The 14,261-nt window shown below is 39.8% G+C and carries 14 protein-coding genes, 1 tRNA gene and 2 pseudogenes; 3 read left to right on the forward strand and 14 right to left on the reverse strand.

Annotated elements, in window-relative coordinates; genetic code table 11:
- A pseudogene (locus BSCG_RS26250) lies at nt 1-214 on the forward strand (ISAs1 family transposase); the annotation flags it as partial.
- Nucleotides 215-324: 110 nt separating this feature from the next.
- Here the strand turns inward: BSCG_RS26250 and BSCG_RS26245 are convergent.
- From BSCG_RS26245 to BSCG_RS26225, 6 genes are all read right to left on the reverse strand, one after another.
- Complete coding sequence (locus BSCG_RS26245) at nt 325-2,571, reverse strand: hypothetical protein (protein ID WP_022199088.1); 2,247 nt, start codon at nt 2,569-2,571, stop codon at nt 325-327.
- Nucleotides 2,572-2,783: 212 nt separating this feature from the next.
- Nucleotides 2,784-2,903, reverse strand: a tRNA-OTHER gene (locus BSCG_RS29840).
- 202 nt (nt 2,904-3,105) lie between these two features.
- Nucleotides 3,106-4,194: a ribosome small subunit-dependent GTPase A gene (gene rsgA / locus BSCG_RS26240; protein ID WP_008774615.1), complete on the reverse strand. Its 1,089-nt coding sequence runs from the start codon at nt 4,192-4,194 to the stop codon at nt 3,106-3,108.
- Between the two features lie 217 nt (nt 4,195-4,411).
- Nucleotides 4,412-5,113 (reverse strand): SIMPL domain-containing protein, encoded by a 702-nt coding sequence (locus BSCG_RS26235; protein ID WP_008774616.1) that lies wholly within the window; start codon nt 5,111-5,113, stop codon nt 4,412-4,414.
- A gap of 85 nt (nt 5,114-5,198) precedes the next feature.
- A complete protein-coding gene (locus BSCG_RS26230) occupies nt 5,199-5,801 on the reverse strand; it encodes a DUF1062 domain-containing protein (RefSeq protein ID WP_004304101.1) in 603 nt (200 codons plus the stop codon).
- A gap of 108 nt (nt 5,802-5,909) precedes the next feature.
- Nucleotides 5,910-6,749 (reverse strand): RteC domain-containing protein, encoded by an 840-nt coding sequence (locus tag BSCG_RS26225; protein WP_008774617.1) that lies wholly within the window; start codon nt 6,747-6,749, stop codon nt 5,910-5,912.
- 393 nt (nt 6,750-7,142) lie between these two features.
- Here BSCG_RS26225 and BSCG_RS26220 point away from each other — a divergent pair, with 393 nt between their 5' ends.
- A complete protein-coding gene (locus BSCG_RS26220; protein WP_008774618.1) occupies nt 7,143-7,418 on the forward strand; it encodes a putative quinol monooxygenase in 276 nt (91 codons plus the stop codon).
- Between the two features lie 67 nt (nt 7,419-7,485).
- Here BSCG_RS26220 and BSCG_RS26215 read toward each other — a convergent pair whose 3' ends face one another.
- From BSCG_RS26215 to BSCG_RS29540, 3 genes and pseudogenes are all read right to left on the reverse strand, one after another.
- Nucleotides 7,486-7,902 carry a pyridoxamine 5'-phosphate oxidase family protein gene (locus BSCG_RS26215; RefSeq protein WP_008774619.1) on the reverse strand — a complete coding sequence of 139 codons (417 nt, stop codon included), beginning with the start codon at nt 7,900-7,902 and terminating at the stop codon, nt 7,486-7,488.
- Nucleotides 7,903-7,983: 81 nt separating this feature from the next.
- Nucleotides 7,984-8,808: a helix-turn-helix domain-containing protein gene (locus tag BSCG_RS26210; protein ID WP_004297116.1), complete on the reverse strand. Its 825-nt coding sequence runs from the start codon at nt 8,806-8,808 to the stop codon at nt 7,984-7,986.
- A gap of 37 nt (nt 8,809-8,845) precedes the next feature.
- A pseudogene (locus BSCG_RS29540) lies at nt 8,846-9,016 on the reverse strand (ammonia-forming cytochrome c nitrite reductase subunit c552); the annotation flags it as partial.
- Nucleotides 9,017-9,326: 310 nt separating this feature from the next.
- Here BSCG_RS29540 and BSCG_RS26205 point away from each other — a divergent pair.
- Nucleotides 9,327-9,923, forward strand: coding sequence for a 3'-5' exonuclease (locus tag BSCG_RS26205; protein WP_008774622.1), 597 nt, complete (start codon nt 9,327-9,329; stop codon nt 9,921-9,923).
- A 74-nt stretch (nt 9,924-9,997) separates the two neighbouring features.
- Here BSCG_RS26205 and uxuA read toward each other — a convergent pair whose 3' ends face one another.
- From uxuA to BSCG_RS26180, 5 genes are all read right to left on the reverse strand, one after another.
- Nucleotides 9,998-11,167, reverse strand: a complete 1,170-nt coding sequence (uxuA, locus tag BSCG_RS26200; protein ID WP_004304108.1) for a mannonate dehydratase — start codon at nt 11,165-11,167, stop codon at nt 9,998-10,000.
- 63 nt (nt 11,168-11,230) lie between these two features.
- The gene (locus BSCG_RS26195) at nt 11,231-12,043 is read right to left on the reverse strand and encodes an SDR family oxidoreductase (protein ID WP_004304110.1); all 813 of its coding nucleotides are present in this window, start codon (nt 12,041-12,043) and stop codon (nt 11,231-11,233) included.
- Between the two features lie 21 nt (nt 12,044-12,064).
- Nucleotides 12,065-13,138 carry a substrate-binding domain-containing protein gene (locus BSCG_RS26190; RefSeq protein WP_004297122.1) on the reverse strand — a complete coding sequence of 358 codons (1,074 nt, stop codon included), beginning with the start codon at nt 13,136-13,138 and terminating at the stop codon, nt 12,065-12,067.
- 390 nt (nt 13,139-13,528) lie between these two features.
- On the reverse strand, nt 13,529-13,816 hold the full coding sequence (locus BSCG_RS26185) for a YtxH domain-containing protein (protein ID WP_004297124.1): 288 nt from the start codon (nt 13,814-13,816) through the stop codon (nt 13,529-13,531).
- 44 nt (nt 13,817-13,860) lie between these two features.
- Nucleotides 13,861-14,106 carry a GlsB/YeaQ/YmgE family stress response membrane protein gene (locus tag BSCG_RS26180; protein WP_004297125.1) on the reverse strand — a complete coding sequence of 82 codons (246 nt, stop codon included), beginning with the start codon at nt 14,104-14,106 and terminating at the stop codon, nt 13,861-13,863.
- Between the last annotated feature and the right edge of the window lie 155 nt (nt 14,107-14,261).

The following is a 14,261-nucleotide window of genomic DNA, read 5'->3' on the forward strand; positions in this document are numbered from 1 at the left end:
GAATAATCTTCATTGGCAACTGGATGTTACCTTTCGAGAAGACTACAGTAAAAAGGTGAAAAATGCAGCCAGAAACTTTTCGGTGGCAACAAAAATGGCACTTACCATACTAAAGAATGAGAAAACAACAAAAGGAAGCATGAATCTGAAAAGACTAAAAGCGGGATGGGATGAAAAATATTTGTCACAACTTTTACAGGAAAATAATTTTTAATGCGTCTGCCCTGCAGCTGTCAGACGATTAATCTATCGCATACAAAGGTATAACTTTATGCGATACGACCTTTAAATCTTAGGAGGAAAAAGACAATTCCTCCCAAGAATTTAATCACCCAACAGTAATTTAGTCACAGCGGCAGTATTCAATGCCCATTCACGAGTATATATCTCGTCCGCTTCCGGAATATCAACTAACTTCAATCCCTGTGCCTGTGCTTTGACAGCTAACAGTTCACCAACAGTTGTTTTCGCTTCCAGCTTATCCAGATACTTTTCAATGGTCTGTGTATCCAAAGAAAGAATCGTCTGTCCACCAAAAGGTATTTCCAGCCAAACGATTTCCCGTTCTTTCACTTTCAGAACTCCGAAAACAAGCCCTTTCTGCAAACTTTGGGAAATACGTACCTGATGTTGTACGCAAGAAGGATCGTAAGCTACTCCTGTTCTTTCCGATATCTTCATTGGATAGGCAGAGTTCATCCAACCTACCACCAGATTAGGAGAGATAGTCCCGTTGCTATATGCATTGCAAGTGAAAGCGACATATTCCGCACCTACACGGTTCAGTTCATTCAAATCCAGCTCGATATATTCAGCAGTACCTTTCTTATTAGGAATACTTCGGATATCCCCGCTATGTTTAGCGCCAATAGCTTGCAAGTTGAAGAAGGAACAAACTTCTGTTGTGGAAGGCAAAGTGATATGACAACTCAAGTCCATGTCAAGATGCTGTGCCGGAAGCCCTTTTCCCCACTGCATAAACAATCGCACTTTATCCCCCTCTACCGGGAAACGCGTTCCCTGCAAAGCACAGGAAGTATCCTGAATTGTTTCGCTACGATCGCCGATAGCCAACGGAATATGGAACAACATAGGGTCAATATACATACTTTTGTTTTCACTTTCGACAGTTGCACTGGCGAAACGGGCAGCTACGACTTCCTTACACAAATCCTGTACATCCTTCACCATCGCTTTTAGCTGATCCTCCATATACAGACCCACCAAATAATGTGGTTCTATCAAAAGAGCATTCCCCCCTAAAGGTTTCACCATTCTCTTATGTCCCGGTTCAAAGTAGCTCTCCGCATACATACCCAAAGTAACTACCAAACGTGCCGGCAACAAATGAACCACTTCTTTAAATGCAGCCAACGTCTCTTCCGCTCCGAACCAAAGCATATTCGCAAATAAAGAACGTGCAAACATACCCGGTCGCTGCTTTAACAAAGCAAATGTCTGTTCCGCATCCGCCTTCAAACGGTTGCGCTCCACTTCTCCCTGCCAAACGGTATATGCCTCGCGGTAGAATATATCCATCAATTCCTTCAAATTTCCGAATTCCGGCTTACGGGCATATTCCGCCAGACGCAACGCACGTATCATACGTACCCACATCTCTCTTTTCGGATGCATGATTTCGCAAGCCTTCTCCGGAGCCATTGTCAGGTTGTTCAACCAAAGAGCTACCATTTTACATTCACGACGCGTATATTTCAACTTCAACTCCTCACGCTTCGCTTGAGCTGCCGAACGACTTTTATCCAAAACTCCACATATATGTGTGTTGTTTCTACCTGTTTTACGGATAATAGTCTTAGGCTCTATGATTTGCAGGAATCCGGTTTTCTTATACCACAGATAACGCAATATATCATTCGGAGTAGAGAAATAGATTTGCGCTTCCTGCGCTCTATCCTGTTCCACCAATGTATCTATCACCAACATCAATGTCTCCTTCATTTTGATTTCGACTGCCGGTAACGGAAGTTCGCCAAGCATTATTTTCAAGCTATCCGCTTGTGTGGCATCAAGAGCTGTACGCGATTCAAGCAAGTCACAGAAAAAAGCATTCAGCTCCTTGTCCTGCCAAAGTTCCAGCACTTTCAATTTACTTCCCTGTCCGAAGTATTCCGTAGTAGCCGTTTGGAACGGAGTTCCGCAGAACGGGCAACCGTTGTATCGTTCCATAGGAAATGTATTATCAGGGATCACGTGTCCGCAAGGTAGTTTAAGGCCTTTCTGGCTATTAAACAGGTTAGCGATCCATGTAACCAGATGATCCAAGCGCGTTTCTCCGGTAGGTACATCCCACCCTTTCACCAATGGAGACCAGTTTAGCGTCACGCCCAATGCTTCTTTCATCACCTGAAGAATCATCATCTGTTGAGCCGGATATAACTGATTAATGGCATGCAGCAGTTCTTCGGACAAGCTATATCCTACTTTACGGAGTTGGGCTACCAATGCAATGGTAGTCGAAGTCAACTCTTCCTGCTTTTTCTCTTCTTCTATCAAAGGCAAATAGATTGCATTCTGCCTGATAGACACTTTCAACAAATCTTTATTCATAACTTTGTTTTTTTAAGTAAGGTAATCGGAAGACTGTGAATCAATGGAGCATTCCTGCGGTTTTGAAGTAAGTCTTCCTTGACCTTAGTTGATAAAAAGAGGTAGAACAGGCCGGATTCGAACCAGCGTTATCCACCGTTAAGAAGTAAGCCCCGGTTGACCTCATTTCAGATAATCCCGAAGCTGCTGTCCTACCTCTATATTTATTTTTGTGGAGCAGGCCGGAGTCGAACCGACGACCGTCACAGGATAGAAGTAAATCTTAATTGACCTTTTTCATCAGGATAATCTCAAGATTATGTATGATGCTCTACCCACTGAGCTACTGCCCCTTTACGAAACAGGAAAACAGATAATCGTATGAGTGATTTCCATACCTTAAATGAGTTGTTGAAGTAACCCGTACTTGACCTGTTTTCTTGTTTCTTCGACAAAGATAGATGCAGTGGTACGCAGCCTTTTTGCGCAACTAGAACTTTTTTGCTCTTTTGAAGAAAAAAATAAATTCCAATACCTACACCGTTTAAATAGAAATCAGCGATTTGCCTTACGATTCTTTACTTCTTCTACAAGTTTTGTAAACGACTTCTCCTTTTTACGTTTCTCATGTTCGGAAGCAGAAAAGTGCCACGCTTCCCGGCGAAGTTTCAGATAGCTTGTATAAACTTTATAATCTAACACGCCGCTATTGACTGCTTTTAAAACAGCACAACCCGGTTCGTTAATATGCTTGCAATCTTTGAAACGGCACGATTCTGCATAGTCAGAGATTTCAAGTACTTCGGCCAGTGAATCTGGATTGTCGATAACCAAGCCAAATTCACGCACACCCGGAGTATCGATTAAAACACCCGAATCATTCATCAATACCATTTCCCGACGGGTTGATGTATGCCGGCCTTTTCCTGTGGACAGGCTTATATCGGAGGTAAGCAACACAGATTTTTCACAGAGTGCATTTACCAGAGAACTTTTCCCGACACCCGAAGAACCGACAAACACAACAGTTTCTCCCTCTGATATGGATTCCCGCAACCGGAGAATCGTTTGGGGTTGATGAATGCTCGTAAAAAATACGGGTATCTGATTGGAGATATGATTTATTTGTTCTTCAACACTCTGCCTGTCAAAATCTAAATCGGATTTATTAAGTACCAATACAGGCTTGATGTTTTCTTCTAATACCTGAACCATAAAACGTTCTACTCTGCGGACATTGAAATTATCGTCAAGACTCTGCACAATAAATGCTTTATCGACGTAAGAAGCAATGGCCTGCTTATCGGCAACTGTACCACTTTTCTTGCGATACAATGTCCGCTCACGAGGTAGCATATAGACAATAATCCCTTTATTCTCATCAAATGGTTGAAAAAGCACCCAATCACCCGTACAGGGTAATTCAGCATCAGATTTCCCATACATCATGTTTCCCGTGAGTTCACACTGAAACAATCCGTTTTCGGAAACGACCTCGTAGCAGGTACGATGTACTATGGATATACGTCCATGAGGAAGAGTGCTGTAGAGTGATTCTTGTTTTAGTTGGCTTAGTTTATCATTCCAGCCATACCAGTTTAAATTAAAGTCGAATTTGTGAATTGTTTGATTTTCGTTATTCATGATCTTAATGTATACAGCGTACACGTTACAAAGCACCACGATGCTTTTAGCACCCTTGTACGCAAGTTAAAAATTGAAATTATAAAGACATAAAGAGTACTCCCGGAAGGAATCATCCGAGAGCAAACGAAAGGACAATCTGTATCAGAAACACAGATTGTTTACTAAACCAAATCCGATTTATTATTTCTTGTCATGCGACAAAGATAGACTATTTTTATTTAATGGCAAAACGAGCCGTCATTTCATACCGTAGCTTGATAACCTGGTACTGCTCGGTAGCTGCCGCACCCATGCTTACATTGCTCTGCGCTTCGAAAGGAAGATAACGGCTTATGTTATTATCGGCAGGTTCGATGATACGAATCACTTCACCCAACTGCTGCCCCATCGCTTCCACCAGATAAGATGCTTTCTCACGGGCAGCCTTCAGTGCTTCAATCTTACCTTGTTTCCGATACATTGGCAAATCCTTATGTTTGAGTTCTCCGATGCGCATGGACTCAATTCCCCACGTATTGACTGAACGAATAATAGAGTTAATCTGCTCAAAATCCGTAAGCCGGATATCCAATTGCTTACCTATCAGAAACTCCTTTCCTCTCTGACGCCAATAATCTCCTATTTCCTGTGTGCGGATAGCATCATCCGTTATTCCTATTTTGCGCAAACTTTTACGCAAATCTTTCTCTATCATTGCCAATGGCACTTTCGTATGAAAATCTTCTTCTTTTTTTGATTTACCGGTGTATTCTTCTTGCCAATACTCCTTAATCTGAACCAGAAAATGAATCTCATCCGGAACGACTTCTATTTCAGAAGAACCGGTCACTTCAACGTATCGTCCATCACTTTCCTGTGCATTCACAACGATACTCCAAGTAAACAAAACAAAAGCTAATAAACATACCTTTTTCATATCTTCAATCTTAATAGTACAACCTCTTTTACAGAATGCGAATTATCATTTCACAAAGCTATTAAAAAAAACTGTAAAACCGATTTTATCCCAAGAAATCAATCAGGCTTTTTCGATCCATCAAAATAGTATCGCCATTCTTTACCTTACACTTGGAAGATGTTTTGCCGGAAAGTAAAGAAATATACCCTTTTTCAAACAGCAGCTTCAAGCGGGTACTGGAAAGAGGCAGACATCTTTTTATCAATGAGGATAATTTAAGGCTCAAGTCGAAATCACACTTGACTTGGATACTTATGATCTCACTACTCATATTCAGGATGTCTTCTAAAGAGACGGTATTTATCACCTCATATTCAACACTGTCATAATCTAATTGAAGATTATTCCTACTTGCCACTCCGGCAGAAAAGGCATATTGCCAGGCAACTTCCCTGTCATTCATAGAAAAGCTGTGAAAGAGCTTTTTATCAATCAAGTCGGGTTTAGTTCGTGACAACAGAGTCATATTACAAGTGTTATCACATTTCACACATCTATAAATCAGCCAGACATCAATGTTTTTCTTCTGTGCATTCATCCTGAACTTATCACTGCAATAAAAGCGGTCACTATCACAGTGACTGCATTTCTTAATTAATAAGGGGCAATTCTTCACCCTTATCTCCCATGTAAATGTTGTTTCCATAACTATACAAAAGCGATTATCTTTCTTTGTGAATCAATTATATTTCTCCGCAAAGTTGGATAATAGCCATTTGTATAATTCACAAGATGTCACAAGACGCCCTGAAATTTATCTGTCAAGCTCATCCATCATCTTTATAATCTGTTCTTTCAACTTATCCAGAAATTGGGTTCTGCTTTTCTTTCTATTCCTGATTTCCAAGAATATACGATAAAAATCACCTATCTCGATATTAAACAGTGTTTCGCAACAAAAAGCAATGTCTTTCAAACTCGTATTTCCATTATTAAAGCATTTACCTGCATACAAGGCATAGATAAACTCAACCAAAGCAACTTTACTGTCCGTCCATTGCAACAGTTTACTGTCTACAATGAAAGTGAATTTAAGATGAAGTTTCTCTGTCAGTTGCTCTATTTCTTCCGACACATATTCTATCAAACGATTATTCGCCAAAATTTCTGCAACACTCGAATCATGCAAGGTGGTAAAAGAAATATCTCTATCCAGTAGATGACAATGTATATCAGAAAGAATATCATAATTCTCCCGAATGAAATAGTGGCTATCAAGCTCTGTCCGACCGACACGATAATATTCATAAAAGTCATTATTCAAAAATGATTTTTGCAGGTTCTCCAATTCAATCTTCAGATATCTGCATTGGGATGACAGAGATTTGTCGATACGATTCTTTTCAATCTGATACAAACGGACATAAAACATCAACAGACCGGAAATCTGCGGTTTCGATACTTTAAAGAAAAGAATCTCTTCTTCAGCACTTCGAAACTGATATCCGGCAACAGCTGTTTTCAGCGAGGTCAGTGAAACCTGTACGACACCAATGATCTGCCTGATTCTATCCAAAGGATCAACCGTCTGAAGCTCAATCCTTTTTATTTCTTCTTCTATGTTCAGCTTACTATTTCTTACGAAATTTTCCATTCATTCTCAACGCACCCACCACTCCCATCTGATTAGCATAAACCGGACTAAAAGCCTGAATACCTTAATTGCATCAGTTTTGAAAAACGATGCAGTGAATAATAAAAATGATAAAATGAAAAACCTGTTCAAGTATAGAACTACTCAAACGAAAGAAATTAGCCTGTGGTTTATGAGGCTAATATTAAGCTATAACAAATTTAAGAATTGTGCCCAAAATCATTGCTTTTAGAATTCAGATGCAAATATAATTGTTTTTTTAGGATGACATGAAGTTTATATGAATTTTTGAAATAAACTCACCAGAAGTATAGAAAAATAGTATCTTTGCCTCCGACTTTTCACAGATACTGTGAGAAAGCAATTCTTTTAATTATATAAATAAAAAAGACTATGATCAGATTAAATGTTTTTGTTCGTGTAAACGAATCCAACCGCGAAGAAGCAATAAAAGCGGCAAAAGAACTGACTGCCTGTTCTTTAAAACAAGAAGGATGCATTGCTTATGATACTTTCGAAAGCAGCACGCGTCCTGACGTTTTCATGATTTGCGAAACTTGGCAGAATGCCGAAGTATTGGCAGCACACGAAAAATCTCCTCATTTCGCTCAATATGTAGGTATCATTCAGAAATTGGCTGAAATGAAATTGGAAAAATTTGAATTCTAAATGAATTACGAGGCTGTTCGAGAACAGCCTCATTAAATCCGCTATTCCTCTATCTTTCCGAGTAGAATTAGTCGAGTTTCTTATGGATAAATATTCCTTCAATCCAATAAGTTGCATGATTCGATTCAAATTTCAACAAGACATAACCGGGATCAGTGGGGCCACCGGGAAAATGATTGATAAACCAGTCCTGCCAAAGTTCCTGCTTCATCTTTTCGTCAGTTACAACTTCCACTTTCCCCGTTAACGCCACGCTGTCTCCTTTATCCTGAAAGCATAATCCTGCTTTCGGATTCGATAAGAAATCAATTGTTTTTAGTGAATCTGCTCCGGTAGACATCCAGATAGTGGAAATTCCTTCTGTCAGGATTTTGCTCATCGGTACAGGGCGGGGATAACCTTCTTTATTCACAGAAGCAAGGGTAACTACTTCACATCTCTGCAACAATTCTGTTGCTTTCTCTTTCATTGTTTTTGTGGTCATAAGCTGATTGGTTTTTATTAATCTTGCAAAGGTAACGGCATATCTTCCCATTCTATTGTAAAAAAGCGACTTTTACCTAATCTATCTTTGTGGTTCGATATAAGTAAGTGTGGTTTCTTCCGGAACGGTTAGGGAAAGAAAAGACGCAGGAGTATTGCCGGACATCGACTTAATCTCTTTTGAAAAATGCGCTAAATCATAGTATCCTGCATCAACTGCCGTAGTCAACAGATTGGCTGATGTTGTGGTTCTCAACAATTCCACAGCATTCTTAAATTTAACAATACGGCTGTATTCTTTAGGAGTAAATCCGGTATAATGCTTGAACTTTCTCTCAAAATGACGCTGACACAAACAGACATCATCCATCAAGCTGCGAACTGAACGTTTTCCTTTGGAATGATTAATCATGTTCACTGCCATAGCGACATGAGAATCGGCAGGCTGATAATGACGCGCCAAATATGCCAGCAAATATTCTTCCACTACTCGTATTCGATCTGTGACATGCTTCTGCTCACCTAATTTTTCAATAAAAGTGTCATCAAAAACAGCCTTCATCTCATTAGTACTGACTCTGCTATTCACAAACTCGTGTAGAGGCAGGTTTGTAAAGCAAGACAAACCACAAGGTAAAAAACGAACGCCAAACATGTGAATCGATTCTGTATAAGTGACGAGTTCCGAATATTTTGTCATAGGTCCTACAAAATAGGAACGATAGGGTTGCATAATCAGACTCCCTTCTTCAACAGCATTAGCCACCTCTCCCAGCGTAAATATAAAATCGGTACAACCATCCGGCAGAATATGGATGCGCATACCATAATCCGGATTGCCCTTAAACTCCCAATAGCTATCAATGTAGGGAACAAGTAAATGAGAAGGCTGATATTCTGTATACATGGATCTATTTTGTACGCAAATATAGCGAAAATAAATTCTAATCAATGATGCGTCCGTTTGCCTTTGCCTTTTGAAGCCATTCAGGGACAATCTCTTCGAGAAATTTATCTTTGCCTACCTTTTCGGCAGCCATATCCAAACCGATATATTGCTGCGCCTTTTCTTTCGTTGTGATATCCGGAAGCGGAACATCACCAGTATATCCGTACGTTCAATTTGAAGGGGTCACTTTCAGCTGGACAAAAGGAATCAATTTAGATTGGATTCAGGGGATCAATTTGATTTGGACAGGAGGGGGCAAATGGTCCCGGATTTTCCATTTTGTCCATGCCTTTGGTTTATGTCGAACAAAAATAGTGTAAATTCTTTAAAAGAAGAGTTTTTTATTGGAAATGTTTCCCCAAAGTCCATTTTAATTCAATTTTTAGTAAAAGGTTTCTATTTGCCAATCCTGTTACTATATTTTCTCCAACCTCATTTTTTATGCTATATTTGTATCCGAAAAAATAATAGAAACGATGATAAACTTTGCAGCTATCGACTTTGAAACAGCCAACGGCAAACGTACCAGCGTATGCAGTGTTGGGGTTGTCATCGTAAGGGAAGGAAAAATAACGAATAAAATCTATCGTCTGATCCGTCCCCGCCCCAATTATTATACGCAATGGACCACAGCTGTTCATGGCTTAACTTACGACGACACGATGGAAGTCGACGAATTTCCGGAAGTATGGGCGGAAATCAAACCATTGATAGACGGTCTGCCACTTGTAGCGCACAACAGTCCTTTTGATGAAGGTTGTCTCCGGGCGGTTCACGAATTATATGACATGACTTATCCTGATTATAAGTTTTATTGTACTTGCCGTACTTCGAGGAAAGTCTTTGGAAAAGATTTGCCCAATCATCAGTTGCATACGGTAGCAGAACGATGCGGATATCATTTAGAGAATCACCACCACGCACTGGCAGATGCAGAGGCTTGCGCACAAATAGCTTTACTTATTATTCCCGAACCGAAAAAAGCAAGAAAAACAAAGAAAGCTGATAAAGATATACATGTTGGAGATTTATTCGCTTCACTTATTCCTCAACCAGTGAAAAAGAGCAAATGAAAAACACTACAACTATTATTTCAATCAATAATAGCCGTAGTGTTTGATAATAAAGTGCTAACTATGTACTTCGATTAGAGGATAGATTTTGCAATACCCATTTCCAAGCCGCGAAGTTCAGCCAAGCCGCGAAGACGGCCCAGGCAAGAATATCCCGGATTCGTTTTCTTTTTCAAGTCATCAATCATTTGATGTCCGTGGTCGGGACGCATAGCGATAGAGCATTTACGACGCTGTTGTAGAAGAATAAGGCTCTTCATTACGTTGTACATGTCTACATTTCCTTCCAAGTGATTAGCTTCGTAGAAGTTTCCTTCCTCGTCACGTTGTGTACTGCGCAAGTGTACGAAGTTCACACGGTCGCCAAAACGTTCCATCATACCTGCAAGATCATTGTCGGCACGCACACCAAAAGAGCCTGTACACAAGCAGAGGCCATTAGATTCGTTAGGTACGGCTTCAATCAATTTCTTGAAATCCTCTTCCGTACTCAAAATACGAGGCAAACCTAAGATGGTATAAGGAGGATCATCCGGATGAATCACCAGTTTCACTCCTACTTCATCGGCAACAGGAGCAATTTCTTTTAAGAAAAAAATCAGGTTGGAACGAAGCTTCTCTGCATCAATATCGTCATAACGATCTAATGCTTGCTGAAATTGTTCTACCGTGAAACTTTCTTCCGAACCCGGAAGTCCGGCAATCATATTACGAACCAACAATTTCTTGTCGTCTTCGCTCATCTGCTCAAAACGAGCTTTCGCTTTAGCTATTTCTTCCGGAGTATAGTCTTTTTCAGCATTCGGACGTTTCAAGATGAAAAGATCGAAAGCTACAAAAGCTGCTTTTTCAAAGCGGAGTGCTTTAGAGCCGTCCGGCATTGTATAGGCAAGATCTGTGCGGGTCCAGTCCAATACAGGCATGAAGTTATAAGTAACTACCATCACGCCACACTTCGCCAGATTACGGATACTTTCCTTATAGTTTTCGATGTATTTCATAAAGTCGCCCGTCTGTGTTTTGATATGCTCGTGTACAGGTACACTTTCTACCACAGACCATGTCAGACCCACTTCTTCAATCATTTGCTTACGCTTCATGATCTCTTCTACTGTCCACACTTCACCATTTGGAATGTGATGAAGAGCATTTACTATACCAGTAGCGCCTGCCTGCTTAATATCCCACAAGCTAACCGGGTCATTAGGACCATACCAGCGCCAAGTTTGTTCACATAAATACATATTATTCTTTCCTGATTACAAGTTACTAATTATGATTAAAAACAGAATGATATCATCCCAATATTAGATAGAGAATGCATCAAATCCACCGTCGATAACAGCTACTGTACCTGTTACGAAGTTAGAAGCATCGCTAATCAAATAATGGATTGTTCCATAAAGGTCTTCCGGTTCACCGAAACGGTTGAATGGAGTATGAGCAAGAATGGTCTTTGAACGGTCAGTCAGAGAACCATCCGGATTAGTCAATAACGCACGGTTCTGATCGGTCAGGAAAAATCCCGGAGCGATGGCATTTACACGCAGACCGTTACCGAATTTCAAAGCCAGTTCACCAGCCATATATTTAGTAAAGTTAGCAATAGCTGCTTTAGCTGCACCATAACCCACGACACGAGTCAATGGACGAAGAGCTGATTCAGAGCAAAAGTTTACAATAGAACCTTTCTTCTGTTCCACCATAATTTCAGCAAATACCATCGTAGGCAATACTGTACCGAAAAGGTTCAAATCCACTACTTTCTTGAATGCGTCAATCTGTAAATCGAAAAAAGTTTTATCAGGAGCAATAGTTGCACCTGCCATGTTACCTCCGGCAGCGTTCAACAATACATCAATACGGCCATAAGCCTTCATGATTTCCACTTTGTTGCCTTCCAACACTTCTTTATCCATCACATCCGTGTAAAGGAACATGGCTTCATTTCCTTCGGCTTTGATACTGTCTACCAATGCTTTTCCTGCTTCTTCACTTCTGTCGAGCACAACTACTTTTGCACCTTCCTTTGCGAGATACGCAGCAATACCTTTACCTAAAATACCAGCTCCACCGGTGATAACAACTACTTTGCCTTTTACGTTAAATAATTCATTCATGGTTCTTACAAATTTATATGTTTATAATTTATTGTTCAGATAATATTTCAGATTCTCTTTGAGAAGAATATCGATAGGCATCAAATTAACCTTTTCACTGCCCTGTTTGAACAACAGATGATTACACAATGATTTAATACCATCATATCCCTGACGCTCCGGACGCTGCGCAATCAATGCGGTTATCACACCTTCGGAAAGCAACTGTGTATTTCTCCCGATAAGGTCATAACCAACCAGTTTGACAGACTGCATTCCTCTCGCTTTCAGGTAATTCCCTAAAATATAGCAAGTTGAATTAAAAATAACAGCCCCATTTATATTCGGATTAGCTTCAAATATTTCATCCAGCTTCATGAAGTTATACACTGAATCATTTATTTTCAGCTCTACTTCATGCAGATTTCCGTTGAACCCTGTTTCCGTGAGATAATGGCAGAAACCTTCGCGCCTGTTCTTTCCCTGATTAGAGTCATTCTTCCCACTATGAATAATTCGCGCCATCAATATATCGGAAGACGAAGAAAGCCGGTCCATCAACAATCTGGCAGCAATCACTCCGGCATCATAAGACTCCGTTCCGAAATAAGCCAGTTGATGTTGCCCTCCAATGTTGGAGTCAACATACACATAAGGTATTTCATTCCTGTCAAGTTCCTGCGAAAGCCGGATAACAGAATCCGTAAACAAAGTCGCAATCAATACACCATCTACTTTCTCATTCAGCAGATTACGGATGATATCATCAAAAGTCTTGTTATTATATTGATCGAAAAAGAGTTTGGTAATGGTGATGTTATACGATTCCATTTCCGACGCTGCTTTATCTATACCTTCCGAAATAGCTTCCCAATACTCTCCCTGAACAAAAGAAGGAGTAATCGCTAGAAGATGATATTGCTTTTTGGAGGCCGCCAATGAACGTGCCATCAGATTGGGCTGGTAATGTACCATCTCCAGAATCGCCTGTACCTTTTTCCTATTTTCTTCAGATACCCTACCACGATTATGGATTACACGATCTACCGTGCCAACAGAGACACCTGCCATCTTAGCAATGTCTACAATCCGAATATTTGAAAACTCTTTATCCATTTATTGATAAGTATCTTGTTTTTCATCGACAAAAGTAAAATGAATTATTGAATTAAGCAATAGTGTGTGCGCACACACATAACATACAATAAAGAACATATTATTAATAATCAGCTAGTTAACCAGAACAACCAGGAAGTATACATGTTGTTAAACATAAGAAAAAGTAAAGATAGTATAGAGAAAAAAGCATTTATCAGATGAGAAATCAGAGGGAAAATAGCTTTTGATTCTTGAAGGAAGTGAAAATAATGGAGAAGACACACCAATATGTGTTCGTGCACACATCATTCAAATAGTGACTGATAAGGCTAGAAATAAAAGATTAAACGTATATAAAATAAAACAGGTAACCGATTCTATTTAAATCGATTACCCGTTTTGGAGTTCTTATTTCCCCCACTTATCTTTTGCTTTTCCAGCCACTTTATCGGCTTCATCTGCTACTTTATCAGCAATTTCCGCACCGGCTTCTACTGCTTTAAGTCCAAGATCCACTGCTTTTCTTTCAGCATGAGCAGCAGCTATTTCAGCATCACGACCTATGCGATGGATAGCATTATAAATTTCACTTTCTAATTGTTTTGCTTTTGCTGTACGTGAAAGACGATAAGCTACTGCGCCAAGGATTGACCCAATTCCGAGTCCAATCCAGAAATTTCCATGTCTACATTCCATAATCAAGTTCTGTTTTTAGGATTAAAAATAAATTATATAAATATCTATTTAGATTTCGAGAATAAAGAAGCAATCCACAATACAAGGATAGCTCCTACGGTGGAAGTTATCAAACTTCCGATCAGTCCTGAAGCTGCCAGTCCGAAAAGGGCAAACACCCAACCGCCCAGTACACCTCCAAGAATACCAAGTAATAAATTTATAACAAGACCAAAACCTCCGCCGCGCATTATTTTACCTGCGAGGAATCCAGCCACAATACCAATAACGATATACCATATAAAGCCCATATAATCCTCCTTTTTTATTTAACAACAGTAGGTATGAAGAATAGTTCAGTCACTCAAAACTGAATTAACGACAATTTACAATCCTTAGTCTTAGAGCTTTATTCCTATCATATTGAATTAATCACAGCAAATATATATTGAGAAACGGGAAGTTT

Origin of the sequence: Bacteroides sp. 2_2_4, from assembly GCF_000157055.1 — a bacterium.
GTDB classification, from domain to species: domain Bacteria; phylum Bacteroidota; class Bacteroidia; order Bacteroidales; family Bacteroidaceae; genus Bacteroides; species Bacteroides ovatus.